Source organism: Paraglaciecola marina (assembly GCF_004360155.1).
GTDB lineage: Bacteria > Pseudomonadota > Gammaproteobacteria > Enterobacterales > Alteromonadaceae > Paraglaciecola > Paraglaciecola marina.
In genome coordinates, this window is the sequence record NZ_SAIS01000011.1 from 60038 (window position 1) to 80846 (window position 20809).

22 protein-coding genes are annotated in these 20809 nt (G+C 38.8%); 16 read left to right on the forward strand and 6 right to left on the reverse strand.

Annotation, left to right across the window (positions count from 1 at the left end; all coding sequences use genetic code 11):
• The first annotated feature begins 67 nt into the window (after positions 1–67).
• From EOK74_RS15350 to EOK74_RS15385, 8 genes are read left to right on the forward strand one after another with little or no spacing between them, the layout of a single operon-like run.
• Positions 68–1249, forward strand: coding sequence for a paraquat-inducible protein A (locus EOK74_RS15350; protein ID WP_239024133.1), 1182 nt, complete (start codon positions 68–70; stop codon positions 1247–1249).
• Positions 1242–2915 carry an intermembrane transport protein PqiB gene (gene pqiB, locus EOK74_RS15355; RefSeq protein WP_133470915.1) on the forward strand — a complete coding sequence of 558 codons (1674 nt, stop codon included), beginning with the start codon at positions 1242–1244 and terminating at the stop codon, positions 2913–2915. The genes EOK74_RS15350 and pqiB overlap by 8 nt, the downstream gene beginning before the upstream one ends.
• Positions 2916–3488, forward strand: coding sequence for a PqiC family protein (locus tag EOK74_RS15360; RefSeq protein ID WP_133470916.1), 573 nt, complete (start codon positions 2916–2918; stop codon positions 3486–3488).
• 1 nt (position 3489) lies between these two features.
• The gene (locus tag EOK74_RS15365) at positions 3490–4578 is read left to right on the forward strand and encodes a GGDEF domain-containing protein (RefSeq protein WP_133470917.1); all 1089 of its coding nucleotides are present in this window, start codon (positions 3490–3492) and stop codon (positions 4576–4578) included.
• A 54-nt stretch (positions 4579–4632) separates the two neighbouring features.
• Positions 4633–6447 (forward strand): ABCB family ABC transporter ATP-binding protein/permease, encoded by a 1815-nt coding sequence (locus EOK74_RS15370; protein ID WP_133470918.1) that lies wholly within the window; start codon positions 4633–4635, stop codon positions 6445–6447.
• Positions 6440–6652: a DUF3820 family protein gene (locus EOK74_RS15375; RefSeq protein WP_133470919.1), complete on the forward strand. Its 213-nt coding sequence runs from the start codon at positions 6440–6442 to the stop codon at positions 6650–6652. Before EOK74_RS15370 ends, EOK74_RS15375 begins: the two co-directional genes overlap by 8 nt.
• Before the next feature lie 2 nt (positions 6653–6654).
• The gene (locus EOK74_RS15380) at positions 6655–7014 is read left to right on the forward strand and encodes a hypothetical protein (RefSeq protein ID WP_133470920.1); all 360 of its coding nucleotides are present in this window, start codon (positions 6655–6657) and stop codon (positions 7012–7014) included.
• Between the two features lie 23 nt (positions 7015–7037).
• The gene (locus tag EOK74_RS15385; RefSeq protein ID WP_133470921.1) at positions 7038–7883 is read left to right on the forward strand and encodes a peptidylprolyl isomerase; all 846 of its coding nucleotides are present in this window, start codon (positions 7038–7040) and stop codon (positions 7881–7883) included.
• Between the two features lie 6 nt (positions 7884–7889).
• On the opposite strand, the gene EOK74_RS15390 is transcribed toward EOK74_RS15385, so the two are convergent.
• From EOK74_RS15390 to EOK74_RS15405, 4 genes are all read right to left on the reverse strand, one after another.
• A complete protein-coding gene (locus tag EOK74_RS15390) occupies positions 7890–8246 on the reverse strand; it encodes a Fis family transcriptional regulator (protein WP_133470922.1) in 357 nt (118 codons plus the stop codon).
• Positions 8239–8520, reverse strand: a complete 282-nt coding sequence (ppnP, locus tag EOK74_RS15395; RefSeq protein ID WP_133470923.1) for a pyrimidine/purine nucleoside phosphorylase — start codon at positions 8518–8520, stop codon at positions 8239–8241. Before ppnP ends, EOK74_RS15390 begins: the two co-directional genes overlap by 8 nt.
• Positions 8521–8621: 101 nt before the next feature.
• Entirely contained in the window at positions 8622–8888 is a 267-nt protein-coding gene (locus EOK74_RS15400) for a hypothetical protein (RefSeq protein ID WP_133470924.1), read from the reverse strand.
• Between the two features lie 92 nt (positions 8889–8980).
• On the reverse strand, positions 8981–9436 hold the full coding sequence (locus EOK74_RS15405; protein WP_133470925.1) for a hypothetical protein: 456 nt from the start codon (positions 9434–9436) through the stop codon (positions 8981–8983).
• Between the two features lie 125 nt (positions 9437–9561).
• On the opposite strand from EOK74_RS15405, the gene EOK74_RS15410 reads away from it, so the two are divergent.
• Entirely contained in the window at positions 9562–10302 is a 741-nt protein-coding gene (locus EOK74_RS15410; protein ID WP_133470926.1) for a dienelactone hydrolase family protein, read from the forward strand.
• Positions 10303–10309: 7 nt separating this feature from the next.
• Positions 10310–11131, forward strand: coding sequence for a hypothetical protein (locus EOK74_RS21090; RefSeq protein ID WP_239024134.1), 822 nt, complete (start codon positions 10310–10312; stop codon positions 11129–11131).
• A gap of 13 nt (positions 11132–11144) precedes the next feature.
• On the opposite strand, the gene EOK74_RS15420 is transcribed toward EOK74_RS21090, so the two are convergent.
• Positions 11145–12965 carry a DUF885 domain-containing protein gene (locus tag EOK74_RS15420; protein ID WP_133470927.1) on the reverse strand — a complete coding sequence of 607 codons (1821 nt, stop codon included), beginning with the start codon at positions 12963–12965 and terminating at the stop codon, positions 11145–11147.
• A gap of 12 nt (positions 12966–12977) precedes the next feature.
• Entirely contained in the window at positions 12978–14309 is a 1332-nt protein-coding gene (locus EOK74_RS15425; protein ID WP_133470928.1) for a M24 family metallopeptidase, read from the reverse strand.
• A gap of 102 nt (positions 14310–14411) precedes the next feature.
• On the opposite strand from EOK74_RS15425, the gene ansA reads away from it, so the two are divergent.
• From ansA to EOK74_RS15455, 6 genes are all read left to right on the forward strand, one after another.
• Complete coding sequence (gene ansA / locus EOK74_RS15430; protein ID WP_133470929.1) at positions 14412–15425, forward strand: asparaginase; 1014 nt, start codon at positions 14412–14414, stop codon at positions 15423–15425.
• A 228-nt stretch (positions 15426–15653) separates the two neighbouring features.
• Positions 15654–16577 carry a hypothetical protein gene (locus EOK74_RS15435; protein WP_133470930.1) on the forward strand — a complete coding sequence of 308 codons (924 nt, stop codon included), beginning with the start codon at positions 15654–15656 and terminating at the stop codon, positions 16575–16577.
• Positions 16578–16871: 294 nt separating this feature from the next.
• The gene (locus EOK74_RS15440; RefSeq protein WP_133470931.1) at positions 16872–17264 is read left to right on the forward strand and encodes a hypothetical protein; all 393 of its coding nucleotides are present in this window, start codon (positions 16872–16874) and stop codon (positions 17262–17264) included.
• 79 nt (positions 17265–17343) lie between these two features.
• Positions 17344–18321: a S41 family peptidase gene (locus EOK74_RS15445; RefSeq protein ID WP_133470932.1), complete on the forward strand. Its 978-nt coding sequence runs from the start codon at positions 17344–17346 to the stop codon at positions 18319–18321.
• Between the two features lie 240 nt (positions 18322–18561).
• Positions 18562–19728: a pectate lyase gene (gene pelA / locus EOK74_RS15450; RefSeq protein ID WP_133470933.1), complete on the forward strand. Its 1167-nt coding sequence runs from the start codon at positions 18562–18564 to the stop codon at positions 19726–19728.
• A 66-nt stretch (positions 19729–19794) separates the two neighbouring features.
• Positions 19795–20700: a formylglycine-generating enzyme family protein gene (locus EOK74_RS15455; RefSeq protein ID WP_133470934.1), complete on the forward strand. Its 906-nt coding sequence runs from the start codon at positions 19795–19797 to the stop codon at positions 20698–20700.
• Positions 20701–20809 lie beyond the last annotated feature (109 nt).

The window sequence follows — 20809 nt, forward strand, 5'->3', positions numbered from 1 at the left end:
TACTGTTTATCGTCTAGATTTGAGGTTTAATAAACACTATTGGCCAGTGATTTTAGGAAAAGTATAGGTGACAATCAGCACAGTACCCGATACGCAAATTGAACCTTCAAGTAATCAAGTTATTCGCTGTCACGAATGTCATTTTCAAGTTAATGTTCCAAAGTTAGCAAACAAACAAGCAGCTTTATGCCCAAGGTGCAAATTACAATTAACCGCCTATCATCAAAATGGCTCACAAAACATTATCGCATTGGCACTCACTGCGTTAGTTTTTTTGGTGGCATCATTACCTTTTGAGTTTTTATCATTTAGTGCAAGTGGCCAGTCTCAATCAATTAATTTACTCAATAGTTTTGACGTTTTAATTGAAAATAATTATGAAATTTTAGCTTTGCTAGAGGCTATATTTATGTTGATTCTGCCCTCCTCAATATTACTCACTTTGTTATACGTATTGGTCCCATTAGAATTAGGGTTCCGCCTTCCCAAAACAGACGCGGCCATTGATGTTATTTTTTTATTGATACCTTGGGCCATGGCAGAGATTTTTTTAATAGGAGTCTTGGTTAGTTTAACCAAAATAATGTCTTTAGCCGATATTGCCATAGGACTATCATTTTATGCCTATGTGTTTTTTACTATATTCATGACGATTACCCTATATTATGTAGATAAACATCAATTAAAAAAATCCCTCAATACTAACCACGTAGAAATACATTCACAGATAAACAAATCACTAAGTGTTCAAAAGACTTGGGCATTGCTTGTAACTTCAGTATTGCTCTATATACCGGCTAATGTACTGCCAATTATGCATACCAATACCCTAGGAAATGACGAGCCTAGTACTATTTTAGGGGGGGTCATTTTATTATGGAAAATGGGATCTTACCCTATTGCGATTATTATTTTTATAGCCAGTGTTTTTGTTCCCCTAGCTAAATTGTTCATTTTATGTTGGTTAAATTATTCGGTTCAGGTTGAAAGTGACCAGAAGAAAACCGAGCGCATCTATTGGTATAGGGTCACTGAATTTGTAGGCCGTTGGTCTATGGTTGATGTGTTTGTAGTCGCAATATTGGTAAGCTTAATTCAACTAGATAATTTAATGAGTATTGTACCAGGCTACGCAGCACTTGCTTTTTGTGGTGTAGTAATTTGTACAATGTTAGCAGCCATAACATTTGACTCAAGACTCATATGGCTAACATCAAATACAACAGAAGGTCGTATAAACAATGACTGATAGTCATCAAAATAAACAAGTTGAAGATGCAATTGTTACTGAAAAACGCAGCGTCTCTAAAATATGGCTTATTCCCCTTATTACACTGCTAATCGCATTGTGGATGACTTACTACCATTGGGCTAACCAAGGCCCACTAATTACCATAGAGTTTGATACAGCCACAGGTTTAGAAGCCGGAAAAACAAAAATTAAAACTCGTGATGTAGATATTGGTGTGGTCAATAAAATCGTGTTATCAGATGATCTTAGTAGTGTGTTAGTCACAGTACGAATGGATAAAGATGTAGATGCAATATTACACCAAGATAATCAGTTTTGGATTGTCTCACCTAGGGTTTCACTCAGTGGAGTATCTGGCCTCGGAACCATTTTATCAGGGCCTTACATAAATATGGCACCTGGCATAGAACCTAATTTATCAGAACACTTTATTGCCCTTAATGCTCCTCCAGTAACCCCTGCAGGCACACCTGGGTTACACGTCACGCTAAATAGTGAAACTGAGTTTGCTTATAAAAAAGGCGACCCTGTCATCTACAAAGGAATTAAAGTTGGAGAGTTTGAAGATATTAACTTCAATTTCGAAGAGCGAGTTGTTTATTACAATACTTTTATTCAAGCGCCTTATCATGAACTTATCACCACCAACACCAAATTTTGGGACATAAGTGGGGCTCAAGTTGAGCTAGGTGCCAGTGGCGTTAATGTTAGTACTGGTAGCATTGAATCGATTCTCACTAATGGGGTTACTTTTGGTATCCCTGAAGGTATGAATATGGGTGAAAGAGTCACCGATCGGGATTTTTTTGATATACACCCTTCCTATTACGCTGCGTCAGAAGAGCGCTATAAATTCAGTGCCAACTTTGTTATCTATGTTAAAGATACTGTCAGAGGCTTACAAGTTGGAGCACCTGTTGAATACAGAGGCTTAGTGGTTGGTAAGGTCTTATCTATAAACGAAACAGAAAACCAAAAGGTTCAGCTACTTGAACAAGGTTATGACATCCCTGTTACCATTGGAATACAGCCAGGAAGAATACAACAACCCGACACCACTGAAAGTGTGCAATTTATTCAGAAGCAAATTCAGTTATGGGTTGAAAAAGGCCTAAGAGCAACCCTGAAAACCGGCAACTTGCTAACTGGCGCATTATTTGTAGATTTACAACATTATCCTGAAGAAAAGTATATCGAGCAAGCATCTCATGTTGGCCTTAACGTTATACCAACTGTAACCGGAGAGTTTTCACAAATTACTGAAAAAGTCACCGCGATACTCGACAATATAAACCAAATAAAAATGCAAAACTTATCTGCTAATGCCAACCTTATGTTGACCCAAATAAGTGAAGCGGCTAAAGCATTAGAAACAACGGCAAGCAAAGTGGATTTGATTTTAGATAGTGTTCAAGAAGATAAAATAAGCCACACTCTTGCCACTACTCTGCAAGATGTTTCCAGCTTTGCTGAAGGTTTTTCTGAAGAATCACAAACCTACCAAGAACTAAACCATACTATGAGTGTGTTACAGCAAACATTGAAAGATTTACAACCTTTATTACAGCAACTTAATAGCACACCTAATAGCTTCATATTTACAGATGGAAGTACTCATAGAATCACACCAAAAGGAAAAACAGCCAATGGAGAAAGTAACTAAATGAAATATATTGTATTCCTTAGCTTTTTTTTAGTTAGCTGTACCTCAGCACCTTTGTCTGTTAACCACTACCTATTACATACGCCAACGCCAGTAGTGACAGAAGCACATAACAAACAAAAAACGCCCATATACTTTTCTTCTGTAACCCTTGCAGATTATTTAAGGCAAGCAAGCTTAATTATTCAGCTAAACAAACATGAGCTACATTACTCTAGGCAAGATCTTTGGGCTGAAAAACTAGAGGCTTCGTTTTACAAAGCCCTGCATCAAGATCTTAATAACTCAACTCAAAATCGATATATCATTGAACCAGATCTTGCTGAAAATGCCCTTAATCTTAAAGTGAATTTGCAACATTTTATTATTACAAACGAGGCTAGTGTCATCAGTTCTGGAACCTACAGCATTAAATTACCTAGCTCAAATTGGTTACAAAAAGCTTTTTACTTTACAATACCCTTAGAAAAAGATGGTTATCCCCATGCTGTAACGCAATTACGTAAAACAATTGCAACATTGGCATTACAAATTAACCAAGATATTCAGGATATGGAAAGCAGTCACAACTAGCATGAATGTTAATCGGATAATTTTAAGATATTTAAGTACGGGCATAAGAAAGCATCATAGCCTTGAAGCCAAACAACAAGTACTAGTAGCCAACCTATTCGGTTTTATTGGTTACTCGCTTACCTTATTGTTAGGAATAAGTGCTTATGCCAGAGCTGAAACAGTTTTAGCCACTGTTCTCTTAATTGCGTCTGTATTGTTTTTCACTTCTCACTTAATTCTACACGTCAAGAGCTTAGCTAATCCTTATAAATATTCTGCTATCCTTCTCACGTCTTCACTTATGATACTGATGGTGTATTTAGTCTATTCGGGTGGCAATAATAACACGGGCCCACTGTGGATTTACCTAGTACCGCCGGTAGCATTATTTTTTGGAGGTCTCATAAAAGGTAGTATTCAGCTCGCGATATTTATCCTGATTACTAGCTTTTTATTATTTTATAATCAGGGTGAATTACTAATTGCAGCCTATAGTTACGAGTTTAAATCTCGATTGATCTATTCATTTATAACTGTATCAGGCCTATTTGCATTCTATGAATACACCCGTCAATATTCTTTTCGTCGCTTTAAGGAAATGAGCGATACCTTTGAAAAACAAGCCATGCAAGATCCCTTAACAGGTATTTTAAATCGCCGTGGTATGTACGAAAAGTTAAAGCAGGAATTTAGTCGCAGTAAACGTGCAAAAAGTGTAGTCACAGTAATGATGTGTGATATCGACCACTTTAAGTCAATTAACGATCAATTTGGCCACAACACTGGCGATGAAATCATACAATCTTTTGCAGCTGATTTTGTTTCGGCCCTTAGACAACAGGATGTGGTTGCTAGATGGGGTGGCGAAGAGTATTTGTTTTTATTGCCCGACACCAAAGGAAAAGACGCACTTTTACTTGCTGAAAAACTACGTAAAAGAATAGAAGGTATGAAGTTCACCCACGAAAATAAAGACTTCGTTGCCACAGTTAGTATAGGGGTTCATCAAGTAACTGAGAAAGACTCAATAAATCAGGCCATAAGTAAAGCAGATAAATGTTTATATGAAGCAAAAGTAGCAGGAAGAAACCGCTGCATTCTGGCGTAATATTTTCTTTTAAGATTTCAAATTTCTCACACTTCACCAAGGTTTCTTTTAACAATGCGCTCTAACCGCTTGCCCATTAACTCTGACACCCCCATAAACTGGCGTATTTTTAAGCAGTTATGGCCGTATTTAAAGGAATTTAAAACGAGAGTGTTCCTTGCCATGCTATTTTTAATAGCTGCTAAAGTGGCAAGTATTTATTTACCCTTCGTACTTAAAAGTACAGTGGACACACTAAACTCAAAATCACCAGATTCGACTTTTATATTAGTACCCTTTGGCTTAATTGCAGCCTATGGTGTGTTAAGACTGGCTAATGTGTTATTCGGAGAAATAAGAGACACGCTTTTTGGTCGCGTAACTGAGCGGGCCATGCGTCGTTTGGGTTTAAAAGTTTTCAAACATTTACACAATCTAGACTTAGACTTTCATCTCAATCGTCAAACGGGTGGACTGTCACGAGACATAGAACGTGGCACTAGCGGCATCAGTTTTTTGATGCGTTTCTTAGTTTTTAACATTGGCCCGACCCTGTTTGAAATAGTCGCCGTTGTAGGCGTTCTCTTTTATAACTACGGGGTTAGTTTTGCTCTGATTATTTTATGCTCTGTTGTGGGATATGTTTATTTTTCTGTCAAAGCCACAGACTGGCGTACAAAATACGTCAGAGAGGTTAACCAAGCTGATTCAAGCAGTAGCTCTAGGGCAATCGATAGCCTATTAAATTACGAAACGGTAAAATACTTTAATAATGAAGATTATGAGGCCAACCGCTACGATACAGACTTACAAAAATGGGAAGCCGCTAGGCGCAAAAACCGTTTATCTTTATTCGCTTTAAACGGTGGGCAAGCCTCTATTATTGCTATAGCCATGACCAGCATGATGGCATTAGCCGCCTATCATGTAGCCAAAGGCGTAATGACCATAGGTGATTTCGTTTTGATCAACGCCTTTACCATGCAAATATTTCTGCCACTTAACTTTTTAGGATTTGTGTATCGTGAAATACGTGGTTCCTTGGCCAATATTGAAAATCTATTTAACTTATTAGATAAAAAACCAACGGTTTACATTAACGAAAGTGCTGATAAATTACAGATAAGTCGAGGTAAAATAAGCTTCACAAACCTTGAGTTTAGCTATTTAGCAGACCGTAAAATTATCCAAAACATTAGTTTTGATATTGAACCTGGGCAAAAAGTTGCGGTGGTGGGCGAAAGTGGTTCAGGTAAGTCTACACTGGTAAAACTACTATTCAGGTTTTACGATCCTAACAGAGGCAGTATATCAATTGATGGCCAAGACATTAGCCAAGTTAACCAGGCATCTCTTCGACAAGCCATAGGTATCGTTCCCCAAGATACCGTTCTATTTAATGATACCATTCTAGAAAACATTCGTTACGGACGTCCAGAGGCCTCAGACGAAGAAGTCCAGCAAGCGATAGACTTAGCCCATTTAAGAAGCTTTATATTATCTTTACCAGATGGGCACTCAACGACAGTGGGTGAGCGCGGCCTCAAGCTGTCAGGCGGAGAAAAACAACGAGTAGCCATAGCTAGAACCATATTAAAAAGACCACCTATTTTGGTATTTGATGAAGCCACCTCATCATTAGACAGCCAATCTGAACAAGCGATACTGAAAGCCTTACAAGAGATATCCCAAGGCCATACCAGTTTAGTGATAGCTCACCGTTTATCGACAATAATCGATGCTGATAAAATAGTGGTATTAGGTGAAGGCAAAATAATTGAGCAAGGCAGTCACAGTGAGTTATTAGCCGCTAGCGGCGCCTATAAACAGCTATGGTTAAGCCAACAAACACAAGAACATACAAAAAAAGCAGAAAGCAACATTGGATAATCAAGCACTACTCGAAGCAATAAACCAAACCATGCCTTTTGGAAAATATGCAGGTAGAAAACTTCTGCATTTACCCGAGCCTTATTTAGTGTGGTTTAACAATAAAGGTTTTCCTAATGGTAAGTTAGGCCAACAACTTGCTTTAATCCATGAAGTAAAAGTAAATGGCCTAGAACAAATGCTAGAGCCACTTCTAAAAGGTTAATTGTGAATTTTCATAATAGGAAAAGCCGGAGTAGAGAACGCCCCCAATCTGCTCAGCAGCAAAATTTAGACAAACAAATTTTGTGTTTACATAAAGCCATGGCAGAAAAAATCATTGCCAATCACGACTTTATTCCGCAAATTCAACAAACCATAGAAGCCAGGTATGAGTCAGGAAAAATGCGCCATGGAGCTTATTTATTCTGGTCTAGCTTACTTGAGTTTATAGATGAACCTGAGCTGTTTCTCTCTCAGCTATTAGCTGAATCACCGCAGACTAGAAAATACCGCAGACAAACACCGTTTGTTGGTGTATTGACTGAACAAGAAAGGCAAGCAGTGTTAGAACAACTGCTATTTTGAATTAAAAATGGAAGGGCAACACTATGAAAATTAACTACGCTTTTTTATGCTGTTGGATATTAAGTTTTAATGTTTTTGCAGCCGACCAATGGCGAACCCCAAATGCAGAAAACCTAGTGTATTTAAAACTAGAGACTGGAACAGTCATAGTCGAACTCGCCCCTTTTATAGCCCCTAACCACGTTACACAGTTTAAAAATTTAGTAAATGAGGGATTTTATGATGGTCTCGATTTTTATCGTGTCATCGATGGATTTGTAGCCCAAGGCGGAGACCTAACAGAACAAAAGCCAAGCAATAACAAATCTAAATTACAGGCAGAATTGCAACGCACAGCGCCTAAAAACTCCGACTTTATGTTAATTCAATCGCCAGACTTTATAGCTCCACAAACAGGGTTTATTAATGAGTTTCCCGCGGCTCGGGATCCACAAACCAATCAAGAATGGTTAGTCCACTGTATGGGCACCCTAGCCTTTGCCAGAGATACAGACATTAACTCCGCCACTACAGAGTTTTATATTGTAATTGGTCAAGCCACACGCCATTTAGATAAAAACATGAGCTCTATAGGCCGCGTAATATACGGCATGCCAGCAATACAATCATTAAAACGAGCACACCTTAATAATGCCAGTGGCGTAATAGAACAGCCAGAAGATCGCAGTAAAATCATCTGGGCAAAACTAGCTACTCAGGTTGCAAAACAAGATAGAATTGCAATAGAAATTCAACGACAAGACTCTGCTGAATTTAAAAAGCGCCTAAAAGAAGCCAAAACCTTAGAAAACGAATTCTTTCATTACAAAGGTAATGGCAATTTAGATGTGTGTTATTACAAGCCTAAGATACGAGCTAAGAGTAATTAAGCTTAGTTATAAAAGACTTAGCCTTTGGTTCCAATCACCACCATGCTCCAATAAGCAGGCTTCATCGGTATCAAAACACACGTGACGCCTGACATCTTTCAGCAAAACCCCCACCTTCATAAGCTGTTGTTGAATTTGCTTTTTGAGCTCAATATCTTGCTGACTATCAAGCATCGCGGTTAGCGAGGCCTGATTATCAAATACGCAGGTAACCAATAAACTTGCAGGAAAGTTAGCGTAATTAGCAGAATGTGTAAGCCATTCAAACCCAACAAGTTCAGGCTTTACCCCTTCGCAAACTATGGTTAAAGCCTTTATTACATTGTTATCTAACTTTTTAGTGGTTTTGCTTAGCTTAGCCATAGGTACACAAATACACTGTGTCGCTTTTAACTTGTACTTTAAACTTTTGATTGGCTTCAACGGTAAACTGTTCACTTGCCGTGAATGTTTGCCACTCTGTTGCATCAGGCAAAAGTACAGTTAAAGCACCACTTACCACATTCATAGTTTCAAACTGGCTTGTGCCAAATTCATACTCTCCAGCGGCCATAACTCCAACCGTTGCTGGTAAAGACTCTGCTTGAAATCCGATAGACTTTACTTTGCCATCAAAATATTCGTTAACATCAAACATAACTACCCTTAAATAAAATCAAATTCAGCGGCTAATTTAGCAAATGAGAATCACTAAAAAAACCGCTAATATGGTCTAACTTATCTTGATTAACTTCAAAACTAATCATCTTTGTGGCTACCCTCTCCGTTTTTAGGTGTTTTGTTACCTGCTTGTGCTTTTTTTACTTCTTGTTTGCGCTCAACCACGGCTTCTATGGTTATTTGTGCCCTAGGATCAGGTAAATAAATTTGCAAAAATAATCCAAAAGCAATCGCGGCTGCCTTTCTGTTTCTGGCCAACGAAATCATTTTTAAGCCAAACAATATAAACCCAATAAAATATAACCAAGGCAATGCCTCAAAAGGTAATGTATGTAAATAAGTCATTGTTTTCTCTACAACAAGTCACTAAATTTCCGCAAAACTGTAAAAACCTAGCTTATTAATACTTGAAGACTCCAAGAGTCTTGATGGATGGATTAAATAACGTAAGAAAAAGAGGCTGGAGGTTCGTCGGTAAGAGGCTTAAAAATAACATAGCGGTTGATAAAATCTAGACTAACCAATGACTGTATAGCCTCTTGAACAAAAAAGCTTACGTTTTGCAGTGCGGTCAATTGGCTATAATCTTGAGGTGTATTTTGAATTGGATAATCAAACGGTTTTAGGTCTGTTTGATGCTGGCATAAGGCCCTGAGTTGTTGCGACCATGGGGTTTTAAATAACGCAAATGTAGGTGTTGCACTTATATTCGAATTAAGCTTTAAAAGTGGCACTACACTATATTCAGATATAGTTAATGGCTTGTGTTCAAGGATAAAATAACTAAGAGGCTGTTGTGATTCAGGGTTTATATCCTTGGCATAAGCAAGCTGCCCCCCTAAAAAGCAGGCAACAAAAAGTATCGACAATATACGAGCTGCCGAAAGTCTCACGGATTAATCACTTCAAAACAATTCATATGCTTAAGATAATGCTAAACATGGGGTTTTCAAGGGTGCCTTTTTTGTAATGAACAGATAAGATTAAAGTCTCTAAGATTGAAACAAAGTAAAGATTTATGATAATTCAACGACATACCCAAGATATCAACACTGCAACGGGTGTTATGCGCACCTCGGTTTTTAGGCCTGCTGCCGAAGGGCAATTTCCTGCTATTATTTTTTACTCAGAGATATTTCAAGAAACCAGCCCCATCACCCGTAGCGCGCAAATTTTAGCAAGCCATGGTTTTGTAGTGCTAGTGCCAGAAATATTCCACGAACTCAATCCAATCGGAACTGTATTAGCCTACGATGATGCAGGCAAAGATAAAGGTAATGCAGATAAATTTACCAAACCCCTAGAAGATCACGACTCAGATACTCAAGCTATGGTGGACTTTGCACAACAACAAGCTTACTGCAGCAATAAAATAGGCGTAATGGGCGTATGTATAGGTGGCCATTTAGCCTTTAGAGCAGCATTAAATAGTGCGATTGACGCAGCATTCTGTTTATACCCCACAGACATTCACTCTAACACTTTGCCTTGTGCACAGGGCAATGATTCGTTAACAAGAAGCGCTGATATCACATGCCCAATGGTCTTAGTCTTTGGTAAACAAGACCCCCATGTTTCAGCAGAAGGTCGAGTGTTAATTCATCAAACCCTAAGTAAACAAGAATCAAATTTTAGCTGGCATGAAGTCAACGCCCAACATGCTTTTATGCGTGATGAAGGTGACAGATACGATGCAGCACTAGCCTTACAAATGTATAAAATGGCGATAGATTTCTTCCACGAAAATTTACGCCCTTAAGCTTTTAATGAGCCGTTTTAGATTGAGGTACATATGTGTCATCACTTTTGTAACGGCGCTTTTTATCGCATTTAACAGCCATGGTGTTACGACAAACCAATTTCGCGTTCATGGCTTATCCACCTTTAATGAAGAACAAGCGGCAAAGTTAGAAGCTTGGTTAACCACAGGCGTCAATGCCACCCGAAAAACCTTAGGTATCTACCCTGCCCCATTAGAACTTTATGTATTTGCTAAACAGTCTAACCAACCAGTGCCTTGGGCTTATGCCCAAAGAGATGAAATTGGTAGTGTACGGTTTTATGTTGATGCTCGCTTTTCGCTACAAAAATTTACAGATGACTGGACGGTTTATCATGAGTTAGCCCATATGGCACTGCCCTATTTGGGCGTGAAATACAATTGGCTTTCAGAGGGTTTTGCCAGCTTTATGCAATATCAAATTATGCTGCAAGCTGGCGTATTAAAAGGCTCACTACATGATAATTATGAGGGGAAAATAGCACCGCAGTTACGTTGGTTTAATAATAGTAAATTAACCCCAGCTTCAATAGCTAGACGACTAATGAAAAACGAACAATATGCAGCTGCCTATTGGGGCAGTGCATATTTTTTTGTGCTTGCAGATAAACAACTTCAAAATAAGCACAAAATTCATTTAACAGACTTAATTCGTCACTATCAAAGCTGTTGTAGAACAAATGAAAATAGCCTACCTACACTGATATCTACCTTAGATAAAATGTTAGACGACACGCTATTTTCAACCTTGTTGATGCAGTTTGAAACCCTACCCGCTAAAACCTTATACCCAGCAAAGTTCGATTAAAACCTCATATAAATTAAGCTTTTTGCTGTGCAATCCACCTATCAATTTTTGCTTCCAAAATTGGCATAGGCAGTGCACCATCAATTAGGATTTGAGTATGAAATTTTTTCACATCAAATTGTTCACCTAGAGCCTGCTGCGCTTTATTTCTGAGCATACGAATATGTCGCTGCCCTACTTTATAACTTAAAGCTTGACCGGCCATTACAATGTATCTTTCTACTTCAGCTTCGATATCAGTTAAGGCTAGTGATGAATTATCTACCATAAAGTCAATAGCTTGCTGACGAGTCCAGCCAAAGGCATGTAATCCAGTGTCAACCACTAAACGCATAGCACGTAATTGTTCGTCTGATAAGCGGCCGTACCACATGTAAGGGTCGGTAAATAACCCCATTTCCTTACCTAAGCTTTCTGCATACAAGGCCCAACCTTCAGCAAAGACTGTGTATCCTCCAAACTTCCTAAAATCAGGCAGACTTTCTACTTCTTGTTGGATGGCAATCTGAAAATGATGCCCGGGAGCCGCTTCATGCACACTTAAAGTTTCCATTAGGTATTTAGGTTGTGCCCGAAGGTTGTAGGCATTGATATAAAAAATACCAGGGCGTGAACCATCTGGAGCTGGGCTTTGGTAACTGGCTCCCGCTGATGATGCCGCTCTAAATGGCTCTACTGCTCTCACCTCATAATCGGCCTTTGGAAACACTTCAAACAACAAAGGTACTTTGCTATCTATTTTTTCTTTAATTTTAGTGTAACCGTCGATCAACGCTTGTTCTGATTCAAAAAAGAATTGGTCATCGGTTCGTAAAAACTCAAAAAATGCGGGTAAGTCACCATCGAAGTCTACTGTGCTTTTGACTTTTCTCATCTCAGCTAAAATACGCGCTACTTCTTGCTGTCCAAATTCATGAATATCTGCTGCGGTTAATGGCAAAGTGGTATTAGTTTCTATCCGGTACTCGTACCATGTTTTACCATCAGGTAATTCAGACATCCCAAAGGTATCACGTCCAGCTTCTAGGTAGGAGGTAGACATAAAGTCATGGACTCGGCTATAGGCAGGAATAATAACATTTTGAATTGCCGCTAAATAAGCTTGCTCAAGCTCTGCTATTTCTACATCTGTGGCACCTTCAATGCTTTGAATTTTTGCCACAGGGCCATAAAAAACACTTTGGGTCACATCATCTAATACATGAGCTTTTAACTGGGGCAATACTTTTTCAATAATCGCTTTAGGTAAAACCACAGACTTTTCAATGCCCTTTTGCATGGCAACAATAGCGCTATCCATGTAGACAGCAAACCCTTTGGCTCTTTCTATAAAGTTGTGAAAATCTTGCAAGGTATTAAATGGTTGTGCACTTTGCCCCGAGCCCAAAGATGCAAAATAAGAATGAGCCCCACCCATTTGGTGTAGAGGAATTAACTCACTTGGAAAATCAGCACCTTTTATAGCGAGCTCCCTGTCCCGTAAAAATATCTCGTAAGTGAGCAAGTCTTGCCCAGTGAGCGATGAAGGGTCTATTTCTTTTATTTTAGCTAAATACAACTCTTGAAACGCCAATACCTTAGCGATATTAGCTTCATTAATTGGTGGACTAAACTTATCATCGTAATCATTGATCCCCACAAAGGTTGCCCAAATTGGATTCATCTGCATACTTTCATCAAAGTAGCTTTGCACCAACTCATTCAGCTGTTGCGACTCTGATTTAACAACATCTACTGTAGCTACTACATCTTCAGTTTTTGTAGTCTTATTTGGGCCACACCCTAATAACCCTAGTGATATCAAAACGGCTAAGGCAATTGGTTGTTTATTCATAAATTGGTCTCTTTATTGTGATTTTATGAGATGAAATTCGGTTTGACGGCCATCTAAATAGTTGACCCCAGACTTATCAAAAAAAGCTTCTTCTTCTAACATTATGCGGATTTCTTTATTCCACTCAGGTATAAAGGTGGCTGCATTTAACTCTATTGAATAAGCCGTATTATAATGCAAAGGGTAATCTCCTTGTACAGGTACTCCCCCCTGAGAATCCCACATACCTAAAGTGGTACCTGCAGCGTGGCCATGATAGCCAATTGGGTGAGTGTAAATTGAAGGTTTAATACCTTGTTCGATAGCTTGTTGCCGTGACATTTTCAGTACTTCATTACCGGTGCGGCCTTCTTTAAAATTAGCGGTGAAAATATCTTGCAGACGATTAGCGTTTTTTAAGGCTTTTTTCAAAAATTCAGGGGCGTCTGTTTCCCCCTCTTTTAGCACATAAGCATGTTGCTGTTGGTCTGAGTTTAAACGTAAGTAAGTCATACCAAAATCTGTATGCAATAAATCTCCGGGCATTATAACCTGTGCCTTGGTGCCCTCATTGAAAGCTTTTAAATGATCAAATTTTTCAAGGCTAGACCTTTGTAACGACACACTTGGGTGAAACCAAGCTTGTAACCTTAGACCTTTTACTTTTTCACGTAGCCACCACACCACATCATCTGTGGTAGTCACGCCGGGTTTTATAACCTTATTAGAAAAAGCCTCAGCAATCACTCGGTGTCCCAGCTGGATTAATTCAGGGTAAACCTGCATTTCCATTTTGCTACGGGTTTCTAACCAAGCAATGGCTAATTTTTCAGAAGACACTAATTCCGTGAAGTTTTGCTTACTTAACGCCTGTTTAAACTCTTCATATTCAGTTGCAGTAATACCGTCTGCCAATGCAAAGTGAGTCGACTTATTTACCGCCACTTTTTTAGGCTGCTTTTTATTAATTAGATTAACTAAGCTATCCCATTGATTAGGCTGTTGTTCTTTATCCCATGATTTTTTAAATAAGGTGTCTACTGCATACCGGGCCACGGCTAATCGTTCAATGGGCTTACCTTCACCGGGGTCAAACAACACTAAAATAGTGCGTCTGCGAGCAGAGAGCCAATTAGCTGGAAGCATAGTTTTCAAAACAGGATCTTCGTTGTACTCTCTTGATACCAATACCCACATATCAATGCCTTCTCTGCGCATCAATTGGGGTAACAAGTTTTGTAAGCGGTCATCCAAAATCTGATTTATCTTTACCGCGCGCTCTCGCATCGCCAATATGGAGTTGTCGCCAAAACTTGGCAGACTCCATAAAAGTAATAACCCCATCCCTATTAAACGACTTTTCATTTTTATTCTGTTCACCTATTTGTTGGTATGACTAGCTTAATGGAATTGTTATAGTTTTAACAATAAGGCAAATGCCCCTACTAAACATTCATCAGAGCTAACATGAAAAAACATATTTACGTTGCCTATACAGGCGGAACTATTGGTATGCGACCATCACCCCAAGGTTATGTTCCTGCAGCTGGCTTTTTATCTGAAACCATAAACAATATGCCAGAGTTCCACCGTAGTGAAATGCCAAGCTTTACTATCCACGAGTACGCACCGCTCATCGATTCATCTGATATGAGCCCCAATGATTGGCAGCAAATTGCAGACGACATTCTGCAAAACTATGATAAATACGATGGATTCATCATACTCCATGGCACCGACACCATGGCTTATACGTCTTCCGCCCTATCATTTATGTTAGAAAACCTAGGTAAGCCAGTCATAGTAACAGGCTCACAAATTCCACTGGCTCAATTACGTTCAGACGGCCAAGTCAATCTGTTAAACGCCCTTTACATAGCAGCTAACTATCCGATTTCAGAAGTCACCTTATTCTTCAATAATCAATTATTTAGAGGTAACCGCAGCCGTAAAGTAGACTCTGACGGTTTTAACGCATTTGACTCGCCGAACTTACCACCTTTGTTAGAAGCTGGCATAGATATAGAAGTCAAGATAGATAAGAAACAATTGGGCATAGACAGTAATAAACACCTGAAAGTCAGTAACATCAAATCCCAACCAATCGGCATAGTGACTCTTTATCCGGGTATCAGTGCAGACGTTTTAAAGAACACACTACAACAACCCGTAAAAGCATTAATTTTATTGAGTTTTGGCGTAGGTAATGCTCCACAGAACTCTGCGCTATTGAAACAGCTAAAGTGGGCCAACGACCAAGAAATAATAGTTCTAAACTGCACTCAATGTGTAAAAGGTAAGGTGAATATGTCTGGGTATGCCAACGGCAATATTCTAAAACAAGTAGGAGTAGTATCGGGCACAGACATGACCCCTGAGGCAGCATTAGCCAAACTACATTATTTACTCAGTAAAGATATTCCAATAGCAGAAGTAAAACGTTTATTAGTAACAAATTTGCGGGGAGAGTTGAGCCTTTAATAAACAAAGGCTCAGAAATACATGTATCTAACTATACCGTTTGGCCAATAAAGATAGCATGCAGGGACGACTCAATAGGTAAATTAAAAATAGATTAGCCAATTATTAATAACGCAGTTTAGTATTCAGTCTTAGCGAAAAATAACTATTGCGCCCCAAAAAAGGTAGATAATATACCCCAGCCTAACTCACTGATGACGTTAGCAATAATTAAATTAGGGAAATTAAATGATATTTAGAACAATAGTTTTTAGTGCCATATGTTTACTTTCAAGCAAAGCAATTGGAGCGGTGCCAACACTACCATGTAGTGGTTGCTCTAGTATTCAAAAAGAAAGAGTAGCTGAAACTGTAGGTCGATTCGGTACGATTAAGCATGTAGTAATAATGGATTATGACAATAACCTCGCGACAAAATATAGCGTAGAGATAACAATGGATAGGCAAGGCGAGCCTTTGACCAATATATATGAGACTGGTCAAACAAATGATGAAATGCACGACGCTAGCGTTATTTTTGAAGTCCGTAGTGAAATTATGAATATGATAAGTAATGCACAAGAATTACCCGTGTTTAATTTTGATGGAGACCCAATAGAAAACTCAGTAAATGGGACTTTAGGAAAGTTCAAACCATCTACTTATCAGAAAACAACGGATAATGGTGCTCACTTATCGACGGGTGAATTAATTGTTCGAGGTGACCCGTATAAATTTATGAGCACAAGTCAGATTAGAAATTCTATGTTCGATTATTATGAGAATGGTAGCAAAGGAACCATTGATGGTTTGATTTCATCTGTTTTAAAAAAACTAGAAGTACCTTTTGTAAGTGACATGGACATTAGCATAAAACTTAACTTTGTTAAGGTTGTAGATGGGGTAGCGAAAAAAAATGGAATGGCTATTATTGAGCCTGATTTTACCTTAGAAACCTTTGATGTGTTAAAAACCGAAGATAAAGACGGAAATACGTTACCTCCTAAAAAAGCTGATCTAACGGAAGAACAATTTATTTTCAAATCGCCAGAAACCAGAGATGCATTTTTAGGATTCTATTTTGGACTACCCTCAACTAGCACAATATCTTGTACATTGGTATCATCAAGTACAGGTGGTGATACTCATACATTTACATATAAATGTGGTTAGTAGTTTTATCCTAGCCAAAGATTAAACCTTTAACTGGACAAACAAAAGCTGTCTATTCAGAAGCAGCGAACCAGCAATTTCCAAACTCAACTTAATTGTTGAGTTTTGGATTTTATAATATCAAGTTCGTTTGGGTAAATTGACTCATTAATCAAGTGAGTTACAGACATTTGTATGTGCGCCTAGGGCTTGATCCCAAAGTGAACTCACTTAGTTAAAATATCCTGTGATATAGGTTTTAGTGATATGCTAACAAAGAAGTACCCAACAAAAACCTAATAGAGTGATAATTTAATGGGGGAAAATTTAGTCAAACAAGCATGTTTGTTTATCACAACAGTAGTGTTGTGTTCATTCATCATCTTGTCTGCTGAATCATTTTCGTCCCATCAAACTGACAACCCTGCTCATTCAGATTCCTATACAGTTTCACTAGATTCTAGTGAGCCCTTTTCCGTTGTAATTTCTATATCAACCGCAATCAAGTTTGAACACCCAAAACAATTAGCTAAATGGCTGTTTGTTAAAATATATCAAGAACAGCTACCAGATCTTAGTTCTGATGCTTACTTGATGACTGAGCCAATCACTGAGCCTTGGTTTCTATTTCCTTCCATTTCACGTTTTCGTTTGTCGGGTTGGAAAGATGCTAGCCTGCAATACAAGATAAAAAACACCTTCATCTAAAACCTCAAAGTTATATTAGAAATCATAATATTCGGTCGTAAAAAGCTGGATCTATATTTAATTTAAGCGAGGTTTCCCCATGAAAAAAACAACAATTATTAATATATTTAAGATAACTAAATTGTTATTCATTTTTTTTACTTTAATGTCAGTATCAGTTCAAGCAAACCAGAAGTCTCTGACATCCGAGCAAATCAAGTCTCTAATGGAACAGACTTTGAGTGTTATGCAAGAACACTATATTCAGCCTGACATTGTACCTGAACTAGTAGAGCTATTTACAAGTAGACTAATACTTGGGCAATATAGTCATTTAGACTCTATTGACGAATTTGCGGATGTGGTCGGTCGCGATCTACGCGCAGTAACCCAAGACAAACACTTGAGTTTATTCACTGTCAAACCTGATGAGGACATTACACATATATTGCCCCACCAAAACGGTAAACTAACCTATAACTTTGCCTTCGAAGAGGTTAAATACCTACATGGCAAGATTGGATATCTAAAATTCAATAAATTTCACCCCGATCCACGAGCACGGGATACAGTTGATGCTGCTTTCGGCTTTCTCAAGCAAAGTGACGGTATCATTATAGACTTGAGGGATACTATTGGCGGCTCACCTTGGTTAGCCCAATATATACTTAGCTATTTCCTCGAGAAAGACACTCCTTTATGGCATGTACTTGATGTAGATGGGGAAATTATAGACGCGATTACCGTTACTGACGAAGTTCGACATAGGGCCTTTCTAAATGAGTTTCCTGTGTGGATATTAACAAGTCGCAATTCAGCTAGCGCAACCGAGCTGTTTACTGGTGTCATGCAAGCAAATGCCAAGGCAGTTGTTGTGGGCGATGTAACCTCAGGAGCCGGTTTCTACGTAGGCGTTAGGCCGATTACAGATGAGTTGATATTCCGCATTTCTTTGTCAAAACCAGTTATCACGGCAAATCAACAAAACTGGGAAAAAACAGGCATAACACCTAATTTGCAAGTACCCAGTTTAGATGCACTTGCATATGCCCATGAGCTAAGTTTAAAAATAAACTAAGCTCAATAAAGAACCTAAAAAGTGATGAATGTTCATTCCATTATTCATCACTTTTTAATACATAACATGCTCACACATTTCAATTAATAGAACAGTTAAAACGGCTTGTTTGATAAATAGTAAGATTACTTGGAGAACTAGCCTGAATCAAAGAAGCGTGAAGCATACATTTTTGATATCTTTGGCTGCAATGAAGCATGTGTTTTAGCGTTTAACTCCCCTCATAACAGGAACTAAAGTTTGCAAAAATTCATCGTAAGTTTAGTTTTTCTCATTTCCTTACTCGGCTTTAATATTCAAGCCCAACCTTCAAGGTTAGAGCCTGCTGAACAGAAAAGAATAGTTACCCTTAAAAAAAATTATCCCCACCACAATGCTGAAATTGCTAGTTTGTTGCAGCATTATCGAACATTGGGAAAACTTGAAGAACACCTGCACGGCAATACACAAGATAGTTATGCACAGAATATGCTCACATGGCAATTACCAACAGGTGGGTTTGGTATACAAAACCACCAAGCTTATTTGAAACCATGGGATGGTCAACAAAAACGCTCGCAATGGGTAAGCGAAGGAGTTGAGCATGGTAACTTTGACGACCATGCCACGGTAGCTGAAATTCGGTACTTAGCCCAAATTTACAAACAAACCAAGAACTCGGCACTGCGACAAGCGATTGAAGCATCGGTTAGCAAAGCAATTACATTTATTTATAAAGCCCAACACCCGTCTGGAGGATGGCCTCAGGTATATCCGAAACGCACGAATAAAAAGGGACAATACTCTAATCACATTACTTTAAACGATGATGCAATGGTCCGTGTAATGGTGTTATTAACAGATATCTCTGCTGCAATTGCACCTTTTGACAGCAATATTATTGCCCCAAAGCTCAAAGCTGTTATTTATCCCAAACTAGCCTCCGCCGTCGACTATTTGCTAAAAGCGCAAATTAAAAGTCAGGGAAAATTAACTATTTGGGCGAGTCAGCATAACGCCACTACCTATCAACCTGAAGCCGGTCGGGCGTATGAGCCAATTGCCAGAACAGGCTATGAATCTGTGGGGGTCATTACTTTTTTAATCAATTGGCCGTGGCAAACCCCCGCAGTAAGGTTGGCTATTAACGCAAGCACTGACTGGTATCAACAGACTAAAGTATCGGACATGTGGCACAACAAAAAACAAACGGGCTTAATTGAAGTAAGGCAAGGAAAAAGGCTTTGGTATCGTTATTATGAAATAGAACAAGACGTCCCAATTTTCTTTGGGCGCGACGGCGTTAAAAAATACAATTTATCGGAAGTTGAATCGGAACGCCGCAGCGGATACGGCTGGGGTGGGGATTACGCAGGTCATTTATTGAAAGCCTATAAAGTTTATATACATGAGAGGAGCGACGAATAATTCTAACCTTATTCAAGAGCTCCACTTGAATAATAATTTTACAAAAAGCACAAAGTAGGGATAACAATGAAAATAATATTATGTTTGATGGGATTTTGGTTTTCTTTCACTTCTAACGGAGCACAAAGTGTAATCGAGCCAGATATGGTAGTTATACCTGCCGGTGCTTTTAAAATGGGAGGAGTAAATGGAACTGAACAACCAAAACACAAGGTATCATTGCGTTCCTTCAAATTGTCGAAATACGAAACAACTGTAAAAGAGTTTCGGCAGTTTGTGGAAGCAACGGATTATAAAACCTCAAATAAGTGCTGGATATGGCAAGAAGTTACCAACGATCATAACTGGGGGATCAATATGCATGAGGGTAACTGGAAAACACATAAATACGCCCCATCAGATAACCATCCAGTGATGTGCGTAACTTGGGAAGATGCAAAAGCCTATGCAAAGTGGCTAAGTAAAAAAACGAATAAAGCCCACCGACTACCTTCCGAAGCTGAATGGGAGTATGCAGCAAGAGCTGGTTCAAATACGGATTACTACTTTGGCAATGACTCAAGCAAACTATGTGAGTACGGTAACATATTAGACCTTAGCGGATCTAAAGCTATAAAGCGTGACTATAAGGTAATTAAAGACGGAGTTGCCTGCGATGACGGAGCTGAATACACAAATGCCGTGGGAAGATACAAGCCTAACGCCTACGGTATTTATGACATGATTGGCAACGTTGGGGAATATACATTAGATTGCGAACATCCTAATTACAACGGCGCTCCGACAGATGGAAGTGCTTGGATTGACGATTGTAATAAAGGAGCTCCTATCCCTATGATAATTCGTCGTGGTGGTGCTTATGGAGCGAATGCAAAAGCAGTTAGAACAAGTAATAGAGCACATGCAGGTAAAACTAACCCGAGTAGTTTAGGAGAGGGATTTAGATTAGTAGAAGATATTATTTCAAATTGAACTTTGCTATAAAGTAAAAACGGAATTTAGTGATAGTTCAAGTCGTCTCACCGGAGTGACATTAGCTGTGCTGTGCTCCTCATCAAATTTCAGGCATAAAAAAAGCAAA

Excerpts from the sequence above, each read along its gene's own strand:
- pqiB (WP_133470915.1), top strand. The coding sequence starts at position 1,242 with ATGACTGATAGTCATCAAAATAAACAAGTTGAAGATGCAATTGTTACT.
- EOK74_RS15360 (WP_133470916.1), top strand. The coding sequence starts at position 2,916 with ATGAAATATATTGTATTCCTTAGCTTTTTTTTAGTTAGCTGTACCTCA.
- EOK74_RS15365 (WP_133470917.1), top strand. The coding sequence starts at position 3,490 with ATGAATGTTAATCGGATAATTTTAAGATATTTAAGTACGGGCATAAGA.
- EOK74_RS15370 (WP_133470918.1), top strand. The coding sequence starts at position 4,633 with ATGCGCTCTAACCGCTTGCCCATTAACTCTGACACCCCCATAAACTGG.
- EOK74_RS15385 (WP_133470921.1), top strand. The coding sequence starts at position 7,038 with ATGAAAATTAACTACGCTTTTTTATGCTGTTGGATATTAAGTTTTAAT.
- EOK74_RS15390 (WP_133470922.1), bottom strand. The coding sequence starts at position 8,246 with ATGGCTAAGCTAAGCAAAACCACTAAAAAGTTAGATAACAATGTAATA.
- ppnP (WP_133470923.1), bottom strand. The coding sequence starts at position 8,520 with ATGTTTGATGTTAACGAATATTTTGATGGCAAAGTAAAGTCTATCGGA.
- EOK74_RS15400 (WP_133470924.1), bottom strand. The coding sequence starts at position 8,888 with ATGACTTATTTACATACATTACCTTTTGAGGCATTGCCTTGGTTATAT.
- EOK74_RS15410 (WP_133470926.1), top strand. The coding sequence starts at position 9,562 with ATGATAATTCAACGACATACCCAAGATATCAACACTGCAACGGGTGTT.
- EOK74_RS21090 (WP_239024134.1), top strand. The coding sequence starts at position 10,310 with ATGAGCCGTTTTAGATTGAGGTACATATGTGTCATCACTTTTGTAACG.
- EOK74_RS15420 (WP_133470927.1), bottom strand. The coding sequence starts at position 12,965 with ATGAATAAACAACCAATTGCCTTAGCCGTTTTGATATCACTAGGGTTA.
- EOK74_RS15425 (WP_133470928.1), bottom strand. The coding sequence starts at position 14,309 with ATGAAAAGTCGTTTAATAGGGATGGGGTTATTACTTTTATGGAGTCTG.
- ansA (WP_133470929.1), top strand. The coding sequence starts at position 14,412 with ATGAAAAAACATATTTACGTTGCCTATACAGGCGGAACTATTGGTATG.
- EOK74_RS15435 (WP_133470930.1), top strand. The coding sequence starts at position 15,654 with ATGATATTTAGAACAATAGTTTTTAGTGCCATATGTTTACTTTCAAGC.
- EOK74_RS15440 (WP_133470931.1), top strand. The coding sequence starts at position 16,872 with ATGGGGGAAAATTTAGTCAAACAAGCATGTTTGTTTATCACAACAGTA.
- EOK74_RS15445 (WP_133470932.1), top strand. The coding sequence starts at position 17,344 with ATGAAAAAAACAACAATTATTAATATATTTAAGATAACTAAATTGTTA.
- EOK74_RS15455 (WP_133470934.1), top strand. The coding sequence starts at position 19,795 with ATGAAAATAATATTATGTTTGATGGGATTTTGGTTTTCTTTCACTTCT.